Source organism: Streptomyces sp. NPDC007907, from assembly GCF_042959365.1.
GTDB classification, from domain to species: Bacteria; Actinomycetota; Actinomycetes; order Streptomycetales; family Streptomycetaceae; genus Streptomyces; species Streptomyces indiaensis.
The window spans coordinates 459,392-481,840 of record NZ_JBIBKR010000001.1 but is presented as its reverse complement, the minus strand read 5'-3'; the positions used below and the strand labels follow the sequence as shown (position 1 = coordinate 481,840).

The 22,449-nt window shown below is 71.6% G+C and carries 23 protein-coding genes; 15 read left to right on the top strand and 8 right to left on the bottom strand.

Annotation, left to right across the window (positions count from 1 at the left end; translation table 11 throughout):
* Positions 1-2: 2 nt before the first annotated feature.
* The 3 genes from ACFZDI_RS02215 to ACFZDI_RS02205 all read left to right on the top strand — a co-directional run bounded on the left by ACFZDI_RS02215 (position 3) and on the right by ACFZDI_RS02205 (position 2,486).
* On the top strand, positions 3-1,541 hold the full coding sequence (locus tag ACFZDI_RS02215) for a glycoside hydrolase family 3 N-terminal domain-containing protein (RefSeq protein WP_391247177.1): 1,539 nt from the start codon (positions 3-5) through the stop codon (positions 1,539-1,541).
* Positions 1,542-1,695: 154 nt separating this feature from the next.
* The gene (locus ACFZDI_RS02210) at positions 1,696-1,944 is read left to right on the top strand and encodes a helix-turn-helix transcriptional regulator (protein ID WP_234849289.1); all 249 of its coding nucleotides are present in this window, start codon (positions 1,696-1,698) and stop codon (positions 1,942-1,944) included.
* Positions 1,941-2,486, top strand: a complete 546-nt coding sequence (locus tag ACFZDI_RS02205) for a hypothetical protein (RefSeq protein ID WP_234849290.1) — start codon at positions 1,941-1,943, stop codon at positions 2,484-2,486. Before ACFZDI_RS02210 ends, ACFZDI_RS02205 begins: the two co-directional genes overlap by 4 nt.
* 205 nt (positions 2,487-2,691) lie before the next feature.
* Here ACFZDI_RS02205 and nagB read toward each other — a convergent pair whose 3' ends face one another.
* Positions 2,692-3,477, bottom strand: a complete 786-nt coding sequence (nagB, locus tag ACFZDI_RS02200) for a glucosamine-6-phosphate deaminase (RefSeq protein ID WP_234850976.1) — start codon at positions 3,475-3,477, stop codon at positions 2,692-2,694.
* 280 nt (positions 3,478-3,757) lie between these two features.
* Between nagB and ACFZDI_RS02195 the strand changes: the two genes are divergently transcribed.
* Entirely contained in the window at positions 3,758-4,831 is a 1,074-nt protein-coding gene (locus ACFZDI_RS02195) for an SIS domain-containing protein (protein WP_391247174.1), read from the top strand.
* 126 nt (positions 4,832-4,957) lie between these two features.
* Here ACFZDI_RS02195 and ACFZDI_RS02190 read toward each other — a convergent pair whose 3' ends face one another.
* Complete coding sequence (locus ACFZDI_RS02190; protein WP_391247172.1) at positions 4,958-5,710, bottom strand: SDR family oxidoreductase; 753 nt, start codon at positions 5,708-5,710, stop codon at positions 4,958-4,960.
* A gap of 97 nt (positions 5,711-5,807) precedes the next feature.
* Between ACFZDI_RS02190 and ACFZDI_RS02185 the strand changes: the two genes are divergently transcribed.
* On the top strand, positions 5,808-6,611 hold the full coding sequence (locus ACFZDI_RS02185; RefSeq protein WP_391247170.1) for a TetR family transcriptional regulator: 804 nt from the start codon (positions 5,808-5,810) through the stop codon (positions 6,609-6,611).
* A gap of 353 nt (positions 6,612-6,964) precedes the next feature.
* Positions 6,965-8,431, top strand: a complete 1,467-nt coding sequence (locus ACFZDI_RS02180; RefSeq protein WP_391248003.1) for a histidine kinase N-terminal domain-containing protein — start codon at positions 6,965-6,967, stop codon at positions 8,429-8,431.
* Positions 8,432-8,630: 199 nt separating this feature from the next.
* Here ACFZDI_RS02180 and ACFZDI_RS02175 read toward each other — a convergent pair whose 3' ends face one another.
* Together ACFZDI_RS02175 and ACFZDI_RS02170 are read right to left on the bottom strand one after the other, a co-directional pair.
* Positions 8,631-8,888 (bottom strand): WhiB family transcriptional regulator, encoded by a 258-nt coding sequence (locus ACFZDI_RS02175; protein ID WP_003992873.1) that lies wholly within the window; start codon positions 8,886-8,888, stop codon positions 8,631-8,633.
* Positions 8,889-9,208: 320 nt separating this feature from the next.
* The gene (locus ACFZDI_RS02170) at positions 9,209-10,177 is read right to left on the bottom strand and encodes a diacylglycerol kinase family protein (protein ID WP_234849476.1); all 969 of its coding nucleotides are present in this window, start codon (positions 10,175-10,177) and stop codon (positions 9,209-9,211) included.
* A 116-nt stretch (positions 10,178-10,293) separates the two neighbouring features.
* Here ACFZDI_RS02170 and ACFZDI_RS02165 point away from each other — a divergent pair, with 116 nt between their 5' ends.
* A complete protein-coding gene (locus ACFZDI_RS02165; RefSeq protein ID WP_234849475.1) occupies positions 10,294-10,743 on the top strand; it encodes a hypothetical protein in 450 nt (149 codons plus the stop codon).
* A gap of 3 nt (positions 10,744-10,746) precedes the next feature.
* Here the strand turns inward: ACFZDI_RS02165 and ACFZDI_RS02160 are convergent, their stop codons facing one another.
* From ACFZDI_RS02160 to ACFZDI_RS02150, 3 genes are all read right to left on the bottom strand, one after another.
* Complete coding sequence (locus ACFZDI_RS02160) at positions 10,747-11,883, bottom strand: RNA polymerase sigma factor SigF (RefSeq protein ID WP_234849474.1); 1,137 nt, start codon at positions 11,881-11,883, stop codon at positions 10,747-10,749.
* A 17-nt stretch (positions 11,884-11,900) separates the two neighbouring features.
* Positions 11,901-12,314 carry a hypothetical protein gene (locus ACFZDI_RS02155; protein ID WP_003992877.1) on the bottom strand — a complete coding sequence of 138 codons (414 nt, stop codon included), beginning with the start codon at positions 12,312-12,314 and terminating at the stop codon, positions 11,901-11,903.
* A 260-nt stretch (positions 12,315-12,574) separates the two neighbouring features.
* Positions 12,575-12,835 carry a UBP-type zinc finger domain-containing protein gene (locus ACFZDI_RS02150; RefSeq protein WP_234849473.1) on the bottom strand — a complete coding sequence of 87 codons (261 nt, stop codon included), beginning with the start codon at positions 12,833-12,835 and terminating at the stop codon, positions 12,575-12,577.
* Positions 12,836-12,897: 62 nt separating this feature from the next.
* On the opposite strand from ACFZDI_RS02150, the gene ACFZDI_RS02145 reads away from it, so the two are divergent.
* Complete coding sequence (locus ACFZDI_RS02145; RefSeq protein WP_234849472.1) at positions 12,898-14,496, top strand: Na+/H+ antiporter; 1,599 nt, start codon at positions 12,898-12,900, stop codon at positions 14,494-14,496.
* A 57-nt stretch (positions 14,497-14,553) separates the two neighbouring features.
* On the opposite strand, the gene ACFZDI_RS02140 is transcribed toward ACFZDI_RS02145, so the two are convergent.
* A complete protein-coding gene (locus tag ACFZDI_RS02140; protein ID WP_391247167.1) occupies positions 14,554-15,462 on the bottom strand; it encodes a pyridoxal-phosphate dependent enzyme in 909 nt (302 codons plus the stop codon).
* A 276-nt stretch (positions 15,463-15,738) separates the two neighbouring features.
* Here ACFZDI_RS02140 and ACFZDI_RS02135 point away from each other — a divergent pair, with 276 nt between their 5' ends.
* The 7 genes from ACFZDI_RS02135 to ACFZDI_RS02105 all read left to right on the top strand — a co-directional run bounded on the left by ACFZDI_RS02135 (position 15,739) and on the right by ACFZDI_RS02105 (position 22,448).
* Positions 15,739-17,145, top strand: coding sequence for a family 2B encapsulin nanocompartment shell protein (locus tag ACFZDI_RS02135; RefSeq protein ID WP_391247165.1), 1,407 nt, complete (start codon positions 15,739-15,741; stop codon positions 17,143-17,145).
* A gap of 111 nt (positions 17,146-17,256) precedes the next feature.
* Positions 17,257-18,450 carry a polyprenyl synthetase family protein gene (locus ACFZDI_RS02130; protein WP_391247163.1) on the top strand — a complete coding sequence of 398 codons (1,194 nt, stop codon included), beginning with the start codon at positions 17,257-17,259 and terminating at the stop codon, positions 18,448-18,450.
* 504 nt (positions 18,451-18,954) lie between these two features.
* Positions 18,955-19,596 (top strand): GNAT family N-acetyltransferase, encoded by a 642-nt coding sequence (locus ACFZDI_RS02125; protein WP_391247161.1) that lies wholly within the window; start codon positions 18,955-18,957, stop codon positions 19,594-19,596.
* A gap of 173 nt (positions 19,597-19,769) precedes the next feature.
* Entirely contained in the window at positions 19,770-20,354 is a 585-nt protein-coding gene (locus ACFZDI_RS02120) for a dihydrofolate reductase family protein (RefSeq protein ID WP_391247160.1), read from the top strand.
* A 26-nt stretch (positions 20,355-20,380) separates the two neighbouring features.
* Complete coding sequence (locus ACFZDI_RS02115; RefSeq protein WP_234849481.1) at positions 20,381-20,701, top strand: LITAF-like zinc ribbon domain-containing protein; 321 nt, start codon at positions 20,381-20,383, stop codon at positions 20,699-20,701.
* Between the two features lie 84 nt (positions 20,702-20,785).
* Positions 20,786-21,199, top strand: coding sequence for a YciI family protein (locus tag ACFZDI_RS02110; RefSeq protein WP_234849466.1), 414 nt, complete (start codon positions 20,786-20,788; stop codon positions 21,197-21,199).
* Positions 21,200-21,227: 28 nt separating this feature from the next.
* A complete protein-coding gene (locus ACFZDI_RS02105) occupies positions 21,228-22,448 on the top strand; it encodes a sigma-70 family RNA polymerase sigma factor (protein ID WP_391247157.1) in 1,221 nt (406 codons plus the stop codon).
* Position 22,449: the final 1 nt, after the last annotated feature.

The window sequence follows — 22,449 nt, the reverse complement described above, 5'->3', positions numbered from 1 at the left end:
CGATGACGACACTCGCCAGCGGCACCGACACACTCACCCGCGACGCCCTGACGGTCCTCCAGCCCGGCTTCACCGGCACCACCGCCCCCGACTGGCTGCTGCGCCGGCTCGGTGAGGGCCTGGCCTCCGTCGGGCTCTTCGGCCGCAACATCGCCTCACCGGACCAACTGGCCGCCCTCACCGCCCAGCTGCGGGCCGAGCGCGACGACGTCCTCGTCGCGATCGACGAGGAGGGCGGCGACGTGACCCGCCTGGAGGTGCGCAGCGGCTCCTCCTTCCCCGGCAACCACGCGCTCGGCGCGGTCGACGACGTGGAGCTGACCCGGCAGGTCGCCCACGAACTGGGCCAGCGCCTCGCCACCTGCGGCGTCAACCTCAACTGGGCCCCCTCCGCCGACGTCAACTCCGACCCGCGCAACCCGGTCATCGGCGTCCGCTCCTTCGGCGCCGACACCGAACTCGCCGCCCGGCACACCGCCGCCTACGTCACCGGCCTGCAGTCCGCCGGGGTCGCCGCCTGCACCAAGCACTTCCCCGGTCACGGCGACACGGCCGTCGACTCCCACCACGCCCTGCCGCGCATCGACGTCTCCGCCGAGGTACTGGCCGAACGCGAGCTGATCCCGTTCCGCGCCGCCATCGCCGCCGGGACCCGGGCCGTCATGAGCGCCCACATCCTGGTCCCCGCCCTGGACCCGGACCGCCCGGCCACGCTCTCCCGCCGCATCCTCACCGGCCTGCTCCGCGACGAGCTCGGCTACGACGGCCTCATCGTCACCGACGGCATGGAGATGCGCGCCATCGCCGGCACCTACGGCATCGAACGCGGCAGCGTCCTCGCCGTCGCCGCGGGCGCCGACGCGATCTGCGTGGGCGGCGGCCTCGCCGACGACGAGACCGTGCTGCGCCTGCGGGACGCCCTGGTCGGCGCCGTGCGCGCGGGCGAACTCCCGGAGGAACGCCTCGCCGAGGCCGCCGACCGGGTGCGCGCACTGGCCCGCTGGACCGGCACGGCGAGCCGCCCGGCCGAGACGTCCCACGGCACCGGGATCGGCCTGCACGCCGCCCGCCGCGCCCTCACCGTGACCGCGGCGCCCGGCCTCGGCAGCCCCGGCGCCTTCGAGCCCCTCACCGAACCGCCCTACGTCGCCGCCCTCACCCCCGTCGCCAACATCGCCGTGGGTGACGAGACCCCGTGGGGCGTCGCCGCGGAACTCGTCCACCTCCTGCCGGGCACGGTGACGGGCAGCTTCTCCGCCGGGGACGGCCCCCAGCGGGACGCAGGTGAGAAGGCCGGACGGGAGGCGCTCCAGGCAGCCGGCACCCGCCGCATCGTCGCCGTCGTCCGCGACGAACACCGCCACCCCTGGATGGCCTCGGCCCTCGACACCCTGCTCGCGGCCCGCCCCGAGACCGTGGTCGTCGAGATGGGCGTCCCCCAGGCCGCCCCACGAGGCGCCCTGCACATCGCCACCCACGGCGCGGCCCGCGTCTGCGGCCGCGCGGCGGCCGAGGTGATCGCCGGGGTCACCGGGGTGTGAGAGCGCGGTGGGCCCGCTGTGGGGAACTCCCCGGCAGGACCTCGGCCGGCAAGGACGTCTCACCACCCTCTGCGTGCCTTCGCCGGCAGGCAGAGGCCGACCTTCCTCGGACTCACTGTTGTAAGCCTGCGCCCGAATGTAGTACTTCTTATACATGAGTGAGCAGGTGCACAACAGGTTGGCGGTGGTGCGCGCCGAACGCAAGGTGTCGCGCCAGAGCCTGGCCGAGGCAGTGGGAGCCCACTACCAGACCATCGGCTACATCGAGCGGGGGCAGTACAACCCGAGCCTCGACCTGGCGCTGAAGATCTCCAAGTTCTTCGGTCTGCCGGTCGAGGCCCTGTTCTCCCTCGAACCGTTCCGCCCGCTCACCGACGAGGTCTACGGGAGGAACCAGATATGACGACGACACCCCTCACCCGCTACGACCGGAGCATGCTGCGGCTGATGAACGACCGCCGTGCGGCGGTCTGGTACGCCACGGCGGCCCGCCGCCGTCTGACCGTCGTCGCCCATGTCGTCCTCAGCGGGGCCATCGGTGGCCTGATGACCCACTTCTGCCTCGCCGAGGGCGAGCCACTGTGGACCGTCGCGGTGACGGCGGTGCTGTACTTTCCCTGGATGGTCGCGACGGGCCTGATCAACGGCGCCACCCGGGGCCTGCTGGAGCTGCGCGAACGCGCGCTGGACGAGCGGCAGTCGGCGGAACGCAGCCGCGTCCTGGCCAGGGCCCACCGCGTGACGACCCTGCTCCTCGCCGCCGCGGCGGTCACCCTGCTGATCACGGGCGGCACCGCCGGCGTCGCCCCCAAGGCCTACGCGGCACCCTTGCTCATCGCCGTCCTCGTCGTGCACTGGATGATGCCCCTGTGGGTGGCCGGCTGGCGCGCCCAGGACGAACCGGCCGACGAGGATGCGGTCGGGGGCGGGGCCCTGGAGCTCTGAGTCCGAGGAGACGCCGGGGGTGGGGAGGGGCGGGGGGTCGCCTGTGGGTGACCGAGGGGTCCCGGGGGTGCCGGCAGGTGACCGACGGGGCTCCGAGGGTGTCGGCAGGTGACCGACCGGCTCCGAGGGTGAAGCAGGTGACCGACCGGCTCCGAGGGGGCCGGGGGTTGTGGGGTTGCCCTGGTGTCCCGGGGCCCAGGGTGCCCTAGATCCCCTGCCACTCCGGCTTGTTGGCGTAGGTGTGGCGGAAGTAGTCCGCCAGCTTCAGCTTCGACGCGGCGGGCTCGTCGACGACGACGGTCGCGTGCGGGTGGAGCTGGAGCGCGGACGCGGGGCACACCGCGGCGACCGGCCCTTCCACCGACGCGGCGACCGCGTCCGCCTTGTTCTCACCGGTGGCGAGCAGCACCAGGTGCCGGGCCTCCAGGATGGTGCCGATGCCCTGCGTGATCACGTGGTGCGGCACCTGGTCGATGTCACCGTCGAAGAAGCGCGCGTTGTCGACCCGGGTCTGCTCGGTCAGCGTTTTGATCCGCGTCCGCGACGCCAGCGACGAACACGGCTCGTTGAAACCTATGTGCCCGTCGGTGCCGATGCCGAGCAGCTGAAGGTCCACACCCCCGGCGTCCACGAGCGCCTCGTCGTAGGCCTCACAGGCCCCTTGCACGTCCGCCGCCGTGCCGTCCGGGCCCGTGAACTGGTCCATGCCGATGCCGAGCGGCTCCAGCACCTCACGCCGCAGCACCGACCGGTACGACTCCGGGTGATCGGCGGGCAGCCCCACGTACTCGTCGAGCTGCGCGATCCGCACCCGCCCGACGTCCACCGCGCCGGAGCGCACCTTCGCCGCCAGCGCCTGGTACACGGGCAGCGGCGTCGAGCCGGTGGCCACGCCGAGCAGGGCTGCGGGCTTGCGCCGGAGCAGCTGAGCGATGGCCTCGGCGATGAGCTCGCCGCCTGCCTTCTTGTCCGGGACGATGACAACTTCCACGCTGGGCCTGCCGATCTGAGGGGAGCACTCAACTGGGACTGGACCTGTGAGGGGCCGTGTGGTTTAGACCAATCTAACAGAGCGGTCCTCCTCGGCCCAGGGTGCACATCACCACTCCCGCACGGGCGGCGCTGCCGTGCCCAGCGGGTCACCAGGGGGTGAACAGTGCCACTGCGCGCAAGGTGACGAAGCGGACGTGAGGTTTCCCGGGCGGGCGGCGCCGCACCCGGGGGAGTGGAATGGGGTCCGGAGTCGCCCCACCCCCGGGAGGAACCACGCCATGACCGCCCCCGCCGCACCAGGTCCCCTCAGCGAGCCCCCGGGCCGGACCATGGCGCGTGAGATGGCCGAACAGCCCGCCGTGCTGCGCCGGATCCTGTCCGAGGGTGCCCCCGCCATCCAGGACGTCGCCCGGAAGATCGCCGCCCGCGCACCCCGCTTCGTCCTGCTGACCGCCCGGGGCACCTCCGACAATGCCGCCCTGTACGCCAAGTACCTCCTGGAGGTCCGGCTCGGCCTGCCCTGCGGACTCACCTCGATGTCCACGACCACGGCCTACGGCGCCCGCCCCGACCTCACCGACGTCCTGGTCGTCACCGTCAGCCAGTCCGGAGGCAGCCCGGACCTGGTCGCCTCGACCCGGGCCGCCCGGGAGGCCGGCGCGATCACCCTTGCCGTCACCAACAACCCGGACTCACCGCTCGCCGAAGTCTCCGAGCACCACATCGACATCGTGGCCGGACCCGAGAAGGCCCTCCCCGCGACCAAGACGTACACGGCCTCCCTTCTCGCGCTCTACCTCTTCGTCGAGGGCCTGCGGGGCGGTGACGGTGCGCCGACGCGAGTGCTGCCGGACCTCGCCGAGCAACTGCTCAACCGGCAGGAAGAGGTGCGTACGCTCGCCGCCCGTTACCGCTTCGCCGAGCGCATGGTGATCACCTCCCGCGGCTACGGCTACCCCACGGCCAAGGAGGCCGCCCTCAAGCTGATGGAGACCAGTTACATCCCCGCCCTCTCCTACTCCGGAGCGGACCTGCTGCACGGTCCGCTGGCCATGGTCGACAACGTCTCCCCGGTCATCGCGGTGGTGACCGACGGCAAGGGCGGCGAAGCCCTCCAGCCCGTCCTGGACCGGCTGCGCGGCCGCGGTGCCGACCTCGTCGTCATCGGACCCGGGCACCAGGTCGAGCAGGCGTCGGCCGGCTTCGTCCTGCCCACCGAGGGTGTGGCGGAGGAGGTCCAGCCCGTGCTGGAGATCATCCCTCTCCAGCTCCTGGCCTACGAGGTCACCATCGCCCGCGGCCAGGACCCGGACGCGCCCCGGGCTCTGGCGAAGGTGACGGAGACCCGCTGAGGGCGGGGGAGGGGGTTGGTGGCCGGGGGCGTGTAGGCCTCGCCTCCTAGCGGGGGCGGTGGGGCTCGCACAGGCCCGCCTCCCAGCGCGGGACCGGGGGCTCGCGCCCGCCCCGCGTCCTCGCCGTCAGGTGAGCGAACCCCCCGTCACGTCCACCCAACTGCCCGTTATCCACCGCCCGCCGTCCGACACCAGGAACGCCACCACGTCCGCGACCTCGGCGGGTTGACCCACTCCGCCCAGCGCCGACAGCGCCGCGGCCTTCGCCCAGCCGTCGGGGCCGCCGTGCAGCAGTGCTGCCGTGTTGTCCGTCTCGATGATGCCCGGGGCCACCGAGTTCACCGTGATGCCGCGAGGACCCAGCACCTTGGACAGATCACGTGAGAAGACGTCCAGCGCGCCCTTGGTCATCGCGTACGCCACGTTGTCCGGCATCGCCGCCGTCCGGGCCAGCCCCGACGAGATGTTGACGACGCGGCCGCCGTCCCGCAGCCGAGTCATGCCGTGCTTGAGGATGAAGAACGGCGCCTTCACGTTCACCGCGAAGACCTCGTCGAACTCCCGCTCCTCCAGTTGCCCGAGCGGCCGCGTGTTACCGATCGCCGCGTTGTTCACCAGGATGTCCAGCCCGTCCGCGTGCCGGTCGAACTCCTCCCACAGCGCCTCGGCGTCCCCGGGTGTCCCCAGCTCGACCCCCACCGCGAACGCCGAACCCCCGGCCCTCTCGATCGCCGCGACCGTCTCCTTCGCCGCCGTCTCGTTCCGGCCGTAGTGCACGGCGACCCGAGCTCCGTCGCGCCCCAGCCGCTCGGCGATGCCTCGCCCGATGCCCCTGCTCGCCCCCGTGACGAGTGCCGTCCTGCCCGTGAGCACGCCCATGGCGGCGCCCCCTTCTCATTTATCTAGCTGTCGCTACAGAAATGACCGTACAACAGCCCGCCCCCATTTCTCTAGTGCCCGCTATAAAATGCACCCCATGGTGAACGACGACGGAACCGCGAAGGCTCGGCAGGAGGCCGACGCCGCGAGCGTGGAGGCTCCTCAGGGGTCGCACGCCGCGAGCGCGCAGAGTTCTCAGGGGCCCGGCACCGCGAGTGCGAAGACCGCCGGGGCGGGCAACGCGAAGACCGCCGGAGCCGGCAGCGCGAAAACCGGCGGGACCGGCACGGCGAAAGCCAAGCCCCGCGGCCGCCCCCGCTCCTTCGACCGCGAAACCGCGCTGGAGAAGGCACTCCTGGCCTTCTGGGAGCACGGTTACGAGGCGACGTCCGTCTCCGACCTCACCCGCGTCATGGACATCGGCGCCCCGAGCCTCTACGCCGCCTTCGGCGACAAGCGGTCCCTCTTCGACGAGGTCGTCCGCGTGTACGGCACGCGCTACGGGTCCTTCGCCGAGCGCGCCCTCGAAGAGGAGCCCACCGCACGGGCCGCCGTCGAGCGCACCCTGCGCGAGGCCGCCACCGCCTACACCGAACCCGGCCACCCGCACGGCTGCCTCGTCGTCCACGCCGCCGCGAACTGCTCGAACCCAGAGGTGGAGCAGTCGCTGCGAGACCGTCGCAACGCCAACATCGCCGCCTTCGAAAGCCGCATCAGGGCCGATGTCGCCGCCGGCGTGCTGCCGTCCGCCACCGACGCCGCCGCCCTGGCCCGTCACACCGGCGCGATGATCCAGGGCATGTCACAACAGGCACGGGACGGGGCGAGCAGGGAGGAGCTGGAGGCGGTCGCGGAAATTGCCCTGGCCATCTGGCCCCGCACAGGAACCCACACGGGTTAGGCTGCCTGCTGGACGCCGGTGCGTCCGATGCGTCGCGGAAATGACAACAACGAACAGCCTCCCACGCATGGACACCACAAGTGGTCTAGTCCACAATGCGTAACCAGAGCGCGTGTGCAACGCGCACCAAGCCTCCGTCTTCCCCGCACAGGAAGACGGACCGAGGATCCGAGGCTCTCTGCCCTGACTGCCCCGGCTCCTCAATCCTTCGGCCGACCGGGACCGCACACCCCACGGCCGATGTTGCTCCGGGCTGCGGTGCCGGGAGGGTTGAGGGTCCCTCTCAGGCGCCGCGGCCCGCGGGTGTTTCAGGGCCGTACGAACCCCCGGGTACGCTCGCACACGTGCCCTCCATGAACGAACTCGTACGCCAGCACACCGCCCTCGACGACACCGATCTCGAGTGGCTGCACCTGCTGGTCTCGGAGTGGCAGCTGCTCTCCGACCTCTCCTTCGCCGACCTGGTCCTGTGGGTCCCCACCAGCGACGGCACCCGGTACGTCTCGGTCGCCCAGATGCGGCCCAACACCGGCCCGACCTCGTATCAGGACGACATGGTGGGCCACCTCGTCCCGCGCGGCCGCCGTCCGATGCTGGACGCCGCCCTCGACGAGGGGCGCATCGTGCGCGAGGGCGACCCCGAGTGGCGCGAGGAGGTGCCCGTCCGGGTCGAGTCGATCCCCGTACGGCGGGAGGGGCGCGTCCTCGGCGTCATCGCACGCAACACCAACCTCCTCACCGTGCGCACCCCGAGCCGCCTCGAACTCACCTATCTGCAGAGTGCCTCCGACCTGGCGCAGATGATCGCGGCAGGGTCCTTCCCGTTCGCGAACCAGCAGCTCGACATGGACGCCTCACCCCGCGTGGGCGACGGCCTGATCCGGCTCGACGCCGACGCCATCGTCCAGTACGCCTCTCCCAACGCCCTGTCCGCCTACCACCGGCTCGGCCTCGCCTCCGACCTCGTCGGCCAGCACCTGGGCCGCACCACCGCCGAACTCGCCCCCACCCGGGGCCCGGTGGACGAGGCGCTCGCCAAGGTCGCCAGCGGCTGGGCGCCGCGCGAGTTCGAGATCGAGGCCAGTGACGGGGTCATCCAGTTCCGCGCGATCCCGCTGAAGCCGAAGGGCACCCGCATCGGTTCCCTCGTCCTGCTCCGGGACGTCACCGAACTGCGTCGGCGTGAGCGCGAGTTGATCACCAAGGACGCCACCATCCGGGAGATCCACCACCGGGTCAAGAACAACCTCCAGACGGTGGCCGCGCTGCTGCGCCTCCAGGCCCGGCGCATCGAGTCCGACCGCGGGCGCGAGGCTCTCGAAGAAGCGGTGCGACGTGTCGGATCGATTGCGATCGTGCACGAGACGCTCTCCCAGAACCTGGACGAGCGTGTGGAGTTCGACGACATCGCCGACCGCGTCCTGGCGATGGTCGCGGAGATCTCCCCGGGCAAGGTGGCGGGCCGGCGCACCGGCCGTTTCGGCATTCTCGACGCCGAGGTCGCCACACCCCTGTCGATGGTGCTGACCGAGGTCCTGCAGAACGCGCTGGAGCACGGGTTCCGCGAGGGCGACATCGGCACGGTCGAGGTGTCGGCGGTGCGCGGCGGCACGACCAAGGAGGCCCGACTGCTGGTCACGGTCCAGGACGACGGGGTGGGCCTGCCCCACGGCTTCGACCCGCACACCGCCGGCAATCTCGGGCTCCAGATCGTGCGGACGCTGGTGGAGGGCGAGCTGGGCGGGACGTTCGACATGGTCCCGGCCCCCGAGCGCGGCACCCGAGTGATCCTCGACATCCCGGTGCGCTCCCAGAAGTAGCGGAAACCGCAGCGCAAACCGAAAGCCTCGGGAAGGGCCCGGAAAAAGCGATGAGCCCCGGGCCACCAAGTGGCCCGGGGCTAAAGCTCGTTGCTGCTTGTCTAAGCGCATCGGGGGAACTGCGCGCTGCGGCTCGGGGGCGGGAGATGCGTACTCGCTGCACGCGCCGCCAAGCTCAGGCTGTCAGCAGGGGTGGGTGTCAGGCGGAGGCCTGACGAGCCCGGTTGCGAGCGGCGCGGCGCTTCATGGCGCGGCGCTCGTCCTCGCTGAGACCACCCCAGACGCCGGAGTCCTGGCCGGACTCGAGCGCCCACTGCAGACACTGCTCGATCACCGGGCAGCGACGGCAGACGGCCTTGGCTTCCTCGATCTGCAGCAGCGCAGGACCGGTGTTGCCGATGGGGAAGAAGAGCTCGGGGTCTTCCTCGCGGCAAACGGCGTTGTGACGCCAGTCCATGGCTGCTACCTCTCCTTGGTATTACGTGCAGGTGCTTGTGAATGTGAACGCTTTCACGAATCCCTCAACAAGTGAAGGGCCGACCGTCAGGGTCACCTGACGAAGGTCCTGTGTGTTGGAGAGGGGTTCCGGTGATCAGTGGAGGCCGGTCTTGCGGGCCGTCCCGATCGCCACGTAGAGACTCGCAAACCTCAGCGGCGGATACAACCCCTTCTGGAAAGTTTTTTTTGATTCTTCGGTGTCGACTAGGTCACAGCCGTACTTCCATGGGGTGGATCCTGGCCTAAACGTTCGAGTGAAAGGACTTTAGCCAGTTCTGCTCACACAATCACACGCAGTGCACGGCGTACGCCTGTGAACGTCACGCTGGTCCGCAGCCCCAGGTGGTCACCGTCCATCTGGAGGGGGAGCGGGACCTTCGAATGCAAGGTGAACTCTGTCAAGTCGTGCAGAGAGGTGGCGTGCTTCCCCTGGGGTCCACGCTCGGGGGACGAAGTGAGCAACTGGGTGCCATACCGGGCAACCGCCGCAGTGGAGAGGCGGCTGAGACCGAAGAGGTCGAGGCCGGTATCGAACGAGGCTTTAGGCGCCGCGTAGATCGGGCGATTCCCCAGAAACGTCCAGGGCGAGGTGTTCGAGACTATGGACAGCACCAGATCGGTGACCGGATCCTCCCCGGCCCGCTCCAGGGTGATCGTCCCGTTACGGCGGTTCGGCTCACCCAGGAGCTGACGCATCACCTGGCGCACGTAGAGAGCGTGCGTGGATTTCCGGCCGCGCTCGCGATGCTGCTCCACACGCCCTACGACACCGGCGTCGAAGCCGAGCCCCGCGTTGAAGGTGAACCAGCGGGACGGCACCGACTCGTCCTCGGTACCCGGCGTGCCCGAGGTCAGGCCCAGGCCGACGGTCCGCTCGCTGCCGTCGCGCAGGGCGTCGAGCAGCGCGCCGGTGGCCTCCACGGCGTCGTTGGGCAGCCCCAGGGCGCGGGCGAAGACGTTGGTGGAGCCGCCCGGGACCACCGCGAGGCCCGGAAGATGCCCGGGGGCGGGGCCGGCGTGCAGGAGGCCGTTGACCACTTCGTTGACCGTACCGTCGCCGCCGAGGGCCACCACCAGGTCGATGTCGTCGCTGTCCGCCGCGTGCCGGCCGAGGTCGCGCGCGTGACCGCGGTACTCGGTCGTGACCGCTTCGAGCTTCATCTCGCTGGCGAGCGCGTGGATCAGTACGTCGCGTGTGCGCGCACTTGTGGTGGTTGCCGCCGGATTGACCACGAGGAGTGCACGCATGACTGGCAGCGTACCTACTGGGGGGTACCGGGCCCATACCGAGGTGGGGATCAGGTAAGAGAGCGGTGGTGAACCTGGGCACGAGGGGCGCGTACGACCAGGGCTACCCTTCAGGGGTGAGCAGTGAGCAGACCCCCACCACCGAGGAAACCACCGGCCCGCGCCCCCGGCGTCTGACGTACGCCGCGCTGCTGGCCGCGCTGGAGGGCCTCGCGCTGGTCGTCGGCGGGGTCTGGATCCTCGTCCTCGGCCTCACGGGGCATCCCGACGACCGTCAGCAGGCGGTGACCGGAGGCATCACGCTGGTCGTGCTGGCGCTGCTGCCGCTGTTCGCGGCGCGCGGGCTGCTCGCCCTGCGCAGCTGGAGCCGCGGCCCGGCCGTGATCACCCAGCTCATGGCGCTGCCGGTGGCCTACAACCTGCTGCAGGCCGACAGCATGGCCATCCCGGGCGGGATCGCCCTGGCGGTGGTGGCCGTCGCGTCGCTCGTGCTGCTGGTGAACCCGGAGACGACCCGGGCCCTCGGGATCCGCGGGCCCGGCAACTCGGGCGACCTCCAGAAGTAGCCGTCACTCCTCGACGAGGAGCTTCTCCCTCAGCTGCGCCAGCGTGCGCGCCAGCAGCCGGGAGACGTGCATCTGGGAGATGCCGACCTCCTGGGCGATCTGTGACTGGGTCATGTTGCCGAAGAACCGCAGCAGCAGGATCCGCTTCTCACGCGGCGGGAGATCCTCCAGCAGGGGCTTGAGGGATTCCCGGTACTCCACGCCCTCCAGCGCCTCGTCCTCGGCGCCGAGGGTGTCCGCGACCGCCGGGGACTCGTCGTCTGTGTCGGGAACGTCCAGGGACAGCGTGGAGTACGCGTTGGCGGACTCCAGGCCCTCCAGGACCTCCTCCTCCGAGATCGCCAGCTTCTCGGCGAGCTCGTGGACCGTGGGGGAGCGGCCGTGCAGCTGTGAGAGCTCGGCCGTGGCCGTGGTCAGCGCCAGGCGCAGCTCCTGCAGCCGGCGCGGGACGCGCACCGCCCAGCCCTTGTCGCGGAAGTGCCGCTTGATCTCGCCGACCACCGTCGGGGTCGCGTACGTCGAGAACTCCACACCGCGATCGGGGTCGAAACGGTCGACCGACTTGATCAGCCCGATCGTGGCGACCTGGGTGAGGTCGTCCAGCGGCTCGCCCCGGTTGCGGAAGCGGCGCGCGAGATGCTCCACGAGCGGCAGATGCATCCGGACCAGCTGGTTGCGCAGCTCCGCGTACTCGGGGCTGCCACTGCTCAGCGTGCGCAGCTTGAGGAACATCTCGCGCGCCCCGCTGCGGTCCGGAGAGCCGTGCTGCGCACTCTGCGCGTGGGGTGCACGCGGCGCCTGATCCTCGGAGTCTCGCTCGTGCTCGCTCATCGTCCCGCCCGTCGCCCTTCCCCGCGCCCTCGCCTCCTCCGCCACTCTCGACTTCTCGCGAGTGGGGGGACCCCCCTGGGCCGGGGATGCTCCGATCCCCCCGCCCGGAGGCGCGCTCCGCACGGCGCCGTCCCGGTCGGGCCGCCCGCCGCCCGGGAGGACGACCCCCGCGGAGTCGTCCTCGGGATGCGGGCGTGCCTGCTCGGGGATGCCGTCGATGCCGTCCGCCATGCGCCGGGCACCCTTCGGGCCGCTCACGCCCGTGCCCTCGGCCGGCAGCTCTCGTGTGCCGCGCTCTTCGTCCCGCACCGGCCCGTCCTCGCTCCTCACGCCGGCCCGGGTCCCGCGCCGCGCTGTTTGTAGAGGCTGATCGAAACGGTTTTGTCCTTGTCCACGGCGGAAGAGACCTTGCCCGCGAGAGCGGACAGGACGGTCCAGGCGAAGGTGTCCCGCGAGGGGGCATGACCGTCCGTGGTCGGCGCCGAGACGGTGACCTCGAGTGAGTCGTCGACGAGGCGGAAGACACAACTGAGCACCGAGCCGGGCACGGCCTGCTGAAGCAGGATCGCGCAGGCCTCGTCCACTGCGATGCGCAGGTCCTCGATCTCGTCGAGGGTGAAGTCCAAACGGGCCGCGAGACCGGCCGTGGCCGTACGCAGCACCGACAGGTAGGCCCCCGCGGCCGGCAGCCGGACTTCCACGAAGTCCTGGGTCGCGGGCTCGCCTGCGATCTGGGACACCCTCACCTCCATGGTGGTACAAGCGTTTCAGGGCCGAGGGTCGTCCCCCGGGATAACGCGATACGTGGTTCAGCGGTGACGCTACCGCGCTCTCGGCGGTCCTGTCCCCGGGACCCCAACCCCTTGTCGTCACTCACAGTAAACCTGTGGATACGCTCCGTGTCTAGGGGTTGGGCGGGCCCAAAAGGGAAGAGCGCGCGCCGGGTTGACGTACCCAGACGTCAGACGGTCGAACCGTCCGCCGCCGGGGTCCTGTCGCGTCACACCAGGACATGGTCGACGAAGCACCAACGCCAGGTCTCCCCGGGCTCGTGTGTCCGCATCACGGGATGACCGGACTCCTTGTGATGCTCCGACGCGTGCCGTCCCGGCGAGGAGTCGCAGCAGCCGACGTGACCGCAGCTGAGACACAGCCGCAGCTGCACCGGATCCATGCCCTCCGCCAGACACTCCGGACACGTCTCGCTGAGCGGGCCGGGTTCGGGGTGCGGCAGCGCTTCGGCATGCGTGCACTGTTTCATGATTGCCAGGTTACGACGGTCGGGCGGAAGGCCGCGTCGAAAAATGAGGGTGGGCGAGAACGATGGACGTGATGCCACTGCTGCTGCTCGTGGCGGGCAGTGCCGCGATCGCGGCGGCCGCACGGCGCACCCCGGTGCCGGCGCCGCTGCTGCTGGTGGCCGTGGCACTGGCGGTCAGCTACGTCCCGGGGGTGCCCGAGTACACGCTCGACCCGCACGTCGTCCTGCCGCTGATCCTGCCGCCGCTGCTGCACACGGCCGCGACCGACAGCTCCTATCTCGACCTGCGGGCGCAGTTGCGGCCGGTCGCGATGCTGTCCGTCGGGTACGTGCTCTTCGCGACCTTCGTCGTCGGCTGGGCCCTGTACGTGATCGTGCCGGGGATGCCGCTGACCGCGGCCCTGGTCTTCGGCGCGGTGGTGGCGCCCCCGGACGCGGTCGCGGCTACGGCGGTCGCCCGCCGGGTGGGGCTGCCGTCGCGGATCACCACGATCCTCCAGGGCGAGTCCCTGCTCAACGACGCCACCGCCATCACCGCCTACCGGGTGGCCCTGGCCGCCGCCGTCGGCGAGGGCGTGACCTGGGCCGAAGGCATCGGCGAGTTCCTGCTCGCGGCCGTCGGCGGCGTCCTGGTGGGCCTGGTGCTGATGGCGCCGATCCACTGGCTGCGCACGCACGTGAAGGAGGCGCTGCTGCAGAACACGCTGTCCCTGCTGATCCCCTTCGTCGCGTACGCCGTCGCCGAGCAACTGCACGCCTCCGGTGTCCTCGCGGTCGTGGTCGTCGCGCTCTACCTGGGGCACCGCGCGTGGGAGGTCGATTTCGCGACCCGTCTGCAGGAGGAGGCGGTCTGGAAGATGGTCGCCTTCGTCCTGGAGTCGGCGGTGTTCGCGCTGATCGGCCTGCAGCTGCCCGTGGTGCTGCGGGGGCTCGGGGAGTACGAGGGTATCGACGCCGCCTGGTACGCGCTCGCCGTGTTCCTGGTCGTCGTCGCTTCCCGGTTCGTCTGGGTGTACCCCGCCACCTTCCTGCCACGGATGCTGTCGGCCCGGGTGCGGGAACGGGAGGAGAACCCCACGTGGAAGGGGCCCTTCGTCATCGCGTGGGCCGGGATGCGGGGTGTGGTCTCGCTGGCCATCGCCTTCTCCATCCCGCTCACCATGCACGACGGCGAGGAGCCCTTCCCGCAGCGCAACCTCATCCTCTTCCTGACCTTCACGACGGTCATCGGGACCCTGGTCGTACAAGGCCTGACCCTGCCGCCGCTCATCCGGGTGCTGAAGTTCCCCGGGCGGGACGCGCAGACCGAGACGCTCGCCGAGGCCAACGCCCAGGCGCAAGCCTCGCGGGCCGCCGAGCGGCGCCTGGACGAGCTCCTCACCGACGAGCGCAACGCCCTGCCCGCCCCGCTCGCCGACCGGCTGCGCACCGTGCTGGAGCGCCGTCGCAACGCCGTCTGGGAGCGGCTCGGCCAGGCCAACCCGATCACCGGGGAGTCCGTGGACGACACCTACCGGCGACTGTCGAGGGAGATGATCAGCGCCGAGCGCGAGGTGTTCGTCAGACTCCGGGACGGCCGTTACATCGACGACGAGATGCTGCGGACCCTGCTGCGCAGGCTGGACCTGGAGGAGGCGGCGGCGTTCCGGGAGGCGGCGTGACGGCTGAGCGGCGCCCCGGGGTGGGAACAGCGGCGCCGAGGGACTCGCGGGGGCTCCTCAGGGGAAAGGGCGGCCGGTGACCACGGCAGCGACCGTCGTCCCGCGCGGGAAGGCCCCCTCGCCGGCCAGCGTGACGAGCCCGAACAGCAGCTTGGCGACGTACAGACGCTCCACCGCCAGGCCGTGCCGCTGCTCGAAGTCCGCCGCGAAGGCGTCGAGCTCGGTGGGCACGCGCGCGTAGCCACCGCCATGGAAACGCTCGTCAAGGCTCCAGGTGCCGCGCCGGCCGCCGAACGCCGCACGCTGCAAGGCCTCCGTCTCGGCGCTCAGGAAGCCGCCCTTGAGCACCGGCACGCCCAGGGCGCGCGTGCCGGTGCCGAGACCGGCGGCCAGCCCCGCGAGCGTGCCGCCGGTGCCGCAGGCCACGGCGACGACCTCGGCCCGGCCGCGCAGTTCGGCGCCGAGTGCCCGGCAGCCGCGTACGGCCTCGGCGTTGCTGCCGCCCTCGGGGACGACGTACGCGTCCTCGGCGTCCGCCGCGCGCAGGATGCCGGCCAGGTCCCGCGGCGAGGCCTTGCGGCGGTAGGTCGCCCGGTCCACGAAGTGCAGCCGCATGCCGTCCGCCGCGCAGCGGCTCAGTGAGAGGTTGAGGGGACGCCCGGCCAGCTCGTCGCCGCGTACCACACCGACCGTGGGGATGCCGAGCAGCCGGCCGGCCGCGGCCGTGGCACGCAGGTGGTTGGACCAGGCGCCGCCGAAGGTGACGACGGGACGGCCGGCGGCCGCTGCCAGGTTCGGCGCGAGCTTGCGCCATTTGTTGCCGATCAGCTCGGGGTGGATCAGATCGTCCCGCTTCAGCAGCAGCCGCACGCCCCTGCGCTCGAACCGCTCGTCCACGACCTCCTGCACCGGTGACGGCAGCCGGGGCCGCAGCGCGGCGAGTCCTGGGGTGTCGGGGCCGGTCACCGGGCCATTGTCACCCGGACGTGGGAGAGGAGGGTGCCCCGGGCTGACGCCGGCGCCGCGCCCCGGGCTGACCCCGCGGCGCCCCGGCCCCCGGTCCGCGTCCCCGGCACGGGCGCTTCCGAACGCCCCGGGACGGGCCCCCTTTGCCCAGTACTGCGAAGATCCATTCCCCCTCTTTCGGGTAATAGCACCACGAGGTCGCGTGCGGAAGGCTTGCCGTGCACATCGATGCCCGGGGCATATGGGCGTCGGTCACGACCGGGAGGGCAGTTCTCTATGTCGGTAGGCGAAGAGGTCCGCACGGAGCAGACCAAGCCGCAGCAGAGTCTCGGCACGGCGGCCGCGCGGAACCTGGCCACCACGACCAAGTCCGTGCCGCAGATGCAGGAGATCAGCTCGCGCTGGCTGCTGCGGATGCTGCCATGGGTCGACATCCAGGGCGGCACGTACCGGGTGAACCGACGGCTGACGTTCGCCGTGGGCGACGGCCGGGTGACGTTCGTGAAGACCGGCGACCGCGTCGAGGTCATCCCCGCCGAGCTGGGCGAGCTGCCGGCGTTGCGGTCGTACGAGGACGAGGAGGTGCTCTTCGAGATCTCCCGCCGCTGCGAGCAGAGGGAGATCCCGGCGGGCGAGGTGATCGCCTCCTTCGGCAGCCCGTCCGACGAGGTGTACCTGCTGGCGCACGGCAGGGTGGAAAAGGTCGGCACAGGCCCCTACGGGGACGACGAGTCCCTCGGAGTCCTCGCCGACGGCGCCTACTTCGGCGACGAGGCGCTGTTCGACGAGGACGCCATCTGGGAGTTCACGGCCCGCGCCCTCACCGCGTGCACCGTGCTCGTGCTGTCCCGCCAGGAGTTCCAGCAGATCGCGGAGCGCTCGGACACCCTGCGCGAACACCTCCGGCAGCGCCGCTCGATCCCCTCCCAGCGCTCCAACAAGCACGGCGAGAAGGAGATCGACCTCTCCTCCGGCCACTCCGGCGAGCCGGACATCCCGCACACCTTCGTCGACTACGAGGCCCGGCCCCGTGAGTACGAACTGAGTGTCGCCCAGACCGTGCTGCGCATCCACACCCGCGTGGCCGACCTCTACAACCAGCCCATGAACCAGACCGAGCAGCAGATCCGGCTGACGGTCGAGGCGCTCAAGGAGCGCCAGGAGCACGAGCTCATCAACAACCGCGACTTCGGACTCCTGCACAACTGCGAGTACGACCAGCGGATCCAGCCGCACGACGGCGTGCCCGGCCCGGACGACATGGACGAGCTGCTCAGCAGGCGCCGCGGCACCAAGCTGCTCCTCGCCCACCCGCGTGCCATCGCCGCGTTCGGCCGCGAGCTCAACAAGCGGGGACTGGTGCCCGAGACCATCGACATGGCCGGCAACCGCATCCCGACCTGGCGCGGTGTGCCGATCTTCCCGTGCAACAAGATCCCGGTCTCGGACGCCCGGACGACGTCCATCATCGCCCTGCGGACCGGGGAGGCCGACCAGGGTGTCATCGGGTTGCGCGCCTCCGGCATCCCGGACGAGATCGAGCCGAGCCTGTCGGTGCGCTTCATGGGCATCAACGAACAGGCCATCATCAAGTACCTGGTCACGGCCTACTACTCGGCCGCGGTCCTGGTACCGGACGCGCTCGGCGTCCTGGAGAACGTCGAGATCGGCCGCTGGCGGTGACGCCTGCGGCATGCCCGCCGTGTCCCCGCCCGTCGGGGCGGGTACATGCTCGGGGTACGCGCCCAGCGACAGCGGAAGCGCCACCCTCCGCTCCTTCTCCGAGGCGGTCCCATGGGTGAGTCCCTCACGGAGTCCAGGACGGAGACGGCGCTGCCCGCCCCGGGCGGGCCGCGCCACGCCGAGCACCGGCGGACGGCCGGGACACCGGAGGGGCGAGGGGCCGCCGGGCCGCAGCGGGACGGCCGGCCGGCGCCGGCCGAGGAGCACGAGGCGCGCATGCTGCTGGAGCGGGCCCGGGCGGAGGTCGATCCGGTGCTGCGGGCCGCGCTCGGCTCGCTGCCCGGGCCGATGCGCCGGATCGCGCAGTACCACATCGGCTGGGAACAGGCCGACGGCACGGTGGTGGAGGGGGGATCCGGCGCGGCGGCGGAGGGGGGCTCCGGCAAGGCGATCCGGCCCGCGCTGGTCCTCGCCGCCGCGGCGGCACGCGGCGGGTCCGAGGCGCGGGCGGGGGCGGCTCGGGCAGCTGCGGCGGTGGAGCTGGTCCACCACTTCACACTGCTGCATGACGAGGTGACGGACCGGGAGACCACCCGTCGTCATCGCCCCACCGCGTGGACGGTGTTCGGTGACGCCGACGCCATCCTCGCCGGAGACGCCCTGCAGGCGCTGGCCCTGCGGCTGCTCGCGCAGGATCCGCACCCGGCCGCGCCGGCCGCCGCCGTCCGGCTCGCGGACTGCGTCGTCGAACTGTGCGCGGGGCAGCACGCGGACACGGCCCTGGAGCGGTGCGCCCCCACGGAGGTCACGCTCGACGAGGTGCTCGCCATGGCGGAGGCCAAGACGGGTGCCCTGATCGGAAGTGCCTGCGCGATCGGCGGACTGTACGCGGGTGCCTCGGAGACGGAAGTGGCGGCGCTGGACGCATTCGGCCGGGAGGCCGGGCTCGCCTTCCAGCTCATCGACGACGTCGCCGGCATATGGGGCGATCCGTGCCGCACCGGCAAGCCCGGCGGTGCCGACGCGGCCGCCCGCAAGAAGTCCCTGCCCGTGGCCGCGGCCTTCGCCTCCGGTCACCCGGCTGCGGCCGAACTCGCCGAACTGTACGCACGACCGGCCGAGACGGAGGACCTGGAGCGCATCGCCCTGGCGGTGGAGCGGGCGGGCGGCCGTGACTGGGCCCAGGGCCAGGCGGCCGACCGGATGGCCCGGGCGATGCAGCAACTGGCCCGAGCGGTGCCGGACCCGGAGGCGGCGGGCGGCCTGCTGGCGCTCGCCGAGTGCGTGACACGGCGGACCGGGTGAGGGCCCACGGAGGTCGGCGACCGCGGGGGTCGGCGACCAGCGGCAGCCGGTGGCCCGCACCGGCTGGAGGTCCCCTCCTCCGCTACGACTGACCAGACCGGCGAGGCTCCTTCGGGTCGCCGAAGGACAGGACTCCGGAGCGCCGGAGCCGTGCGGCTCCTGACCCCGCGCGGCCACCGGCCTCCGGTCGGCGGGTCCCGCACTGCCCCACGGTGTGCGGGGCCCGCCCCTTCTCGCCATGACGGCCGGATCAACCCCCGTACGAACTCCCGGATCCATCCCTGCACCGGCTTCCGGATCCACCCCTGCACAGGCTCGCGCGCGGCGCGTGCCCGGGCTCCCGCTCGGCGCGTGCACCGCTCCGCACCGGCGCGCGTACCGCTCCGCACCGGTCGGGATTGGGCAGACGTTCGACTGAATCCCGCCAAGATCCTGCTCGCGGCGTCCTGCCGGAGCCGGTCCCCCTACGATCGACGCCCGTCGGGACGAGCGAAGGGGCGGGGCATGGGTGTGGCCATCCGGACGGCGGGTGCAGGGGACAGGGAGCTGATCGTCCGGCTCCTGGACGAGGCGTTCCAGGACGATCCCGTGAGCGGCTGGGTCTTCCCCGGTGCGGAGGAGCGCCGAGCCAAGCACCCCGGGCTCATGGCCGCCTTCACCGACATCGTGCTCGCGGCCGGCCGCATAGACGTCACCGAGGACGGCTCGGCCTGCGCCTTGTGGCTCTCCATGCCCGCAGGTGACGGGCACGAAGGCCAGGGTGCCGAGGGCCACGGCGACGTCTCCGGCGACGAAGGACCGGCCCAGGTGCGGGAGGCCGTCGACCCCGACAACGAGCGCATCGAGGCGATCGGCCGGCTGACGGCAGCCATCCATCCCACCGGGCGGGCCCACGAGTATCTGTGGATGATCGGTGTGGCGCCCGGCCGTCAGGGCGAGGGTCTGGGGACCGCGCTCATCGAGGCCGTCCTCGACCGCTGCGACCGTGAGGGGCTGCCCGCCTATCTGGAAGCCAGCAGCGCCCGCAGCCGCGTGCTGTACGAGCGCCTGGGCTTCGCGCCCGCCGGCCCGGCTCTCGACCTTCCGGACGGCCCCGCGATGTGGCCCATGTGGCGCGAGCCCAGGTCACACGGCCGGCCTGCCTAGACCCACCGGAGAGCGCGCCGTCCGCCTGCCACGGGAGCGGCGACGCCCACGGCATGCCAGCATGCGGAATCCTTTCTCCCATTCGGTGATTCATCGTCATCCCCTTGCTACCACTACAACGGGAGTACTACAACTGGAGTTGTTGCAGCGACTGTCTACGGAAGGAGACCGGCTTGCGAAAGCTCACGTACTACATCGCCTGTTCCCTCGACGGCTTCATCGGTGACCCGAGCGGAGACGCGACAGCGATGATGCAGCTCCTCGACGAGGAGTTCCTCGACTTCCTGAGGACGGAATACCCGGACGCCGTGCCCACCCAGGGGCGCCGTGCCCTCGGCTTCGACGATCTGCCGAACAAGCGGTTCGACACCATCATTCAGGGACGGGGCAGTTACGACCTCGCCCTGAAGGAGGGCATCACCAGCCCCTACGCCCATCTGCGGGAGTACGTCGCCTCCAGGAGCCTGGAGAAGTCGCCCGACCCGAACGTCGAGATCATCGCGGACGACCTGGTCGGGAAGGTACGCGAACTGAAGGCGGAGGACGGCGCGTTCGGCATCTACCTGTGCGGCGGCTCCCAGGTCGCCGGGGAACTGGTCGACGAGATCGACGAGCTGGTCATCAAGACCTACCCGCTCGTCTACGGCGCGGGCATGCCGATGTTCGGCTCCGGGTTCGCGATCTCGGAGTTCACCCTGGGGTCGGTGCGCACGTTCGGCAACGGCGCCCTGGTGCGCACGTACAGCAGGAAGCGCTGAACCCCCGACCGGCCTACCCTGAGGACATGGGCAGCGAAGAACACGTCTGTCCCAGCTGCGGACAGCCAGTGGAGACGGTGGTCCGGCGTCACAAGACGCTGGGCACCTGGGTCCCCCGATGGGTGGCGGGCCCGTGCGGCAACCCGGAGTGCGGGGCCTACGACGCGGACGCCGTGAACAGCGGCCACACCGTCGAGGGCACGCGTGCCGGGGAGACCCACCCGGCCACCGGAGAGCTTGCCCCGCCCGCGAGAACGGCCCCGCCCGAAGCCGGCTCCGGCCCGTCCGACGGGCCCCGATACGGGCCCGGCCAGAGCCCCGGGGAAAGCGCCGCGAAGAATTCCTGAACCCGTGTCGAGATACGCCACCCGGCTCCGACGTCCCCTGTGAAGAGCCGCCCGGCAGGGCGGTGCGAGCGAAGGAGCGGACTGATGAAGTACCTGGTCATGGTGCAGGGCACGCAGGCGGACTACGAGGCCATGCGGGGCAAGGCGTCGGCGGACTCCCCGGTCTGGAGCGAGGAGGACATCAAGACCATGTTCGCCTACATGGGCGCCATCAACGACGACCTCTCCGAGAGCGGTGAGCTCGTCGACGCGCAGGGCCTGGCCGAGCCGGCACAGACCCGCCACGTCGCCCTCGGCGACGACGGCAAGGCCGTGATCACCGACGGGCCGTACGGCGAGACCAAGGAGCTGTTGGCCGGCTACTGGGTCCTGGAGTGCGAGAGCCTGGAGCGGGTCACGGAGATCGCCGACCGGGTCTCCCGCTGCCCCCAGCCGGCCGGCGCCCCCCGCCACCCGGTCGTGATCCGCCCGATCATGGACGGCTCCGGGGACCTCTGACGGACGGCCGGCACCGACGGACACGCCCGTGCGGGACACACCCGAGATCGAGGACCTGCTGCGCGACGACGCGCCGCAGGTCCTCGGCGCGCTGGTCAGACGGTACGGGCACTTCGACGCCGCCGAGGACGCCGTGCAGGAGGCACTGCTCGCGGCGGCCGGGCAGTGGCCCGAAGCAGGCGTGCCCGGCAATCCGCGCGGCTGGCTGATCAAGGTCGCCTCGCGGCGGCTCACCGACGCCCTGCGCAGCGACGAGGCCCGGCGGCGGCGCGAGGAGCGGGCCGCCGCGCTCACGCCCCGGGACGCCTTCACGGCACCGCCGCCCGGGGAGCGGGCGCCTCGCGAGGACGACACGCTGTCGCTGCTGTTCCTGTGCTGCCACCCGGACCTCTCGCCGCCCGCGCAGATCGCGCTGACCTTGCGGGCCGTGGGCGGTCTGACCACCGCGGAGATCGCCCGGGCGTATCTGGTCCCCGAGGCGACGATGGCGCAGCGGGTCAGCCGGGCCAAGCAGAAGGTGCGGGGCGTGCGCTTCGGCCGCCCGGACCGCTGGGAACAGCGGCTGCCGTCCGTCCTGCAGACCCTCTACCTGATCTTCAACGAGGGTTACACGGCCACCTCGGGCGCCGCCCTGCAACGGCGTGACCTCGCGGGTGAGGCCGTGCGGTTGACCCGCACGGTCCACCGGCTGCTGCCCGGCGACTGCGAGGTGGCCGGTCTGCTCGCGCTGATGCTGCTCACCGACGCCCGGCGCGACGCGCGCAGCGGCCCGACCGGCGAGCTGATCCCCCTCGACGAGCAGGACCGCGACCGCTGGGACCGCGCGTCCATCGAAGAGGGCGTCGCACTCGTCACCCAGGCCCTCTCCCGGGGGCGTCCGGGGCCGTTCCAACTGCGCGCCGCCATCGCCGCCGTGCACGACGAGGCACCCTCGCCCGAGGCGACGGACTGGGCGGAGATCCTGGGCCTGTACGACGTCCTGGTCGGCCTGGTGCCCGGCCCGGTCGAGCGTCTCAACCGCGCGGTCGCCGTGGCCATGGTCCACGGCCCGCACGCAGGCCTGGCCGAAGTGGACTCCCTGGCAGATGAGTTGAAGGGCCACCGTCTGGACGCCGTACGAGGCCACCTCTTGGAGCGCGCGGGTCGGCCCGAAGCCGCCCGGGCCGCCTACGAGTCGGCGGCGGCCCAGACCCTCAGCCTGCCCGAGCAGCGCTATCTCCGGTCCCGGGCGGCCCGGTTGCGCGACTAGC

Excerpts from the sequence above, each read along its gene's own strand:
- ACFZDI_RS02110 (WP_234849466.1), top strand. The coding sequence starts at position 20,786 with ATGAAGTACCTGGTCATGGTGCAGGGCACGCAGGCGGACTACGAGGCC.
- ACFZDI_RS02210 (WP_234849289.1), top strand. The coding sequence starts at position 1,696 with ATGAGTGAGCAGGTGCACAACAGGTTGGCGGTGGTGCGCGCCGAACGC.
- ACFZDI_RS02150 (WP_234849473.1), bottom strand. The coding sequence starts at position 12,835 with ATGAAACAGTGCACGCATGCCGAAGCGCTGCCGCACCCCGAACCCGGC.
- ACFZDI_RS02215 (WP_391247177.1), top strand. The coding sequence starts at position 3 with ATGACGACACTCGCCAGCGGCACCGACACACTCACCCGCGACGCCCTG.
- ACFZDI_RS02175 (WP_003992873.1), bottom strand. The coding sequence starts at position 8,888 with ATGGACTGGCGTCACAACGCCGTTTGCCGCGAGGAAGACCCCGAGCTC.
- ACFZDI_RS02125 (WP_391247161.1), top strand. The coding sequence starts at position 18,955 with ATGGGTGTGGCCATCCGGACGGCGGGTGCAGGGGACAGGGAGCTGATC.
- ACFZDI_RS02115 (WP_234849481.1), top strand. The coding sequence starts at position 20,381 with ATGGGCAGCGAAGAACACGTCTGTCCCAGCTGCGGACAGCCAGTGGAG.
- ACFZDI_RS02135 (WP_391247165.1), top strand. The coding sequence starts at position 15,739 with ATGTCGGTAGGCGAAGAGGTCCGCACGGAGCAGACCAAGCCGCAGCAG.
- ACFZDI_RS02180 (WP_391248003.1), top strand. The coding sequence starts at position 6,965 with ATGAACGAACTCGTACGCCAGCACACCGCCCTCGACGACACCGATCTC.
- ACFZDI_RS02170 (WP_234849476.1), bottom strand. The coding sequence starts at position 10,177 with ATGCGTGCACTCCTCGTGGTCAATCCGGCGGCAACCACCACAAGTGCG.
- ACFZDI_RS02205 (WP_234849290.1), top strand. The coding sequence starts at position 1,941 with ATGACGACGACACCCCTCACCCGCTACGACCGGAGCATGCTGCGGCTG.
- ACFZDI_RS02130 (WP_391247163.1), top strand. The coding sequence starts at position 17,257 with ATGGGTGAGTCCCTCACGGAGTCCAGGACGGAGACGGCGCTGCCCGCC.
- ACFZDI_RS02190 (WP_391247172.1), bottom strand. The coding sequence starts at position 5,710 with ATGGGCGTGCTCACGGGCAGGACGGCACTCGTCACGGGGGCGAGCAGG.
- ACFZDI_RS02195 (WP_391247174.1), top strand. The coding sequence starts at position 3,758 with ATGACCGCCCCCGCCGCACCAGGTCCCCTCAGCGAGCCCCCGGGCCGG.
- ACFZDI_RS02185 (WP_391247170.1), top strand. The coding sequence starts at position 5,808 with ATGGTGAACGACGACGGAACCGCGAAGGCTCGGCAGGAGGCCGACGCC.
- ACFZDI_RS02145 (WP_234849472.1), top strand. The coding sequence starts at position 12,898 with ATGGACGTGATGCCACTGCTGCTGCTCGTGGCGGGCAGTGCCGCGATC.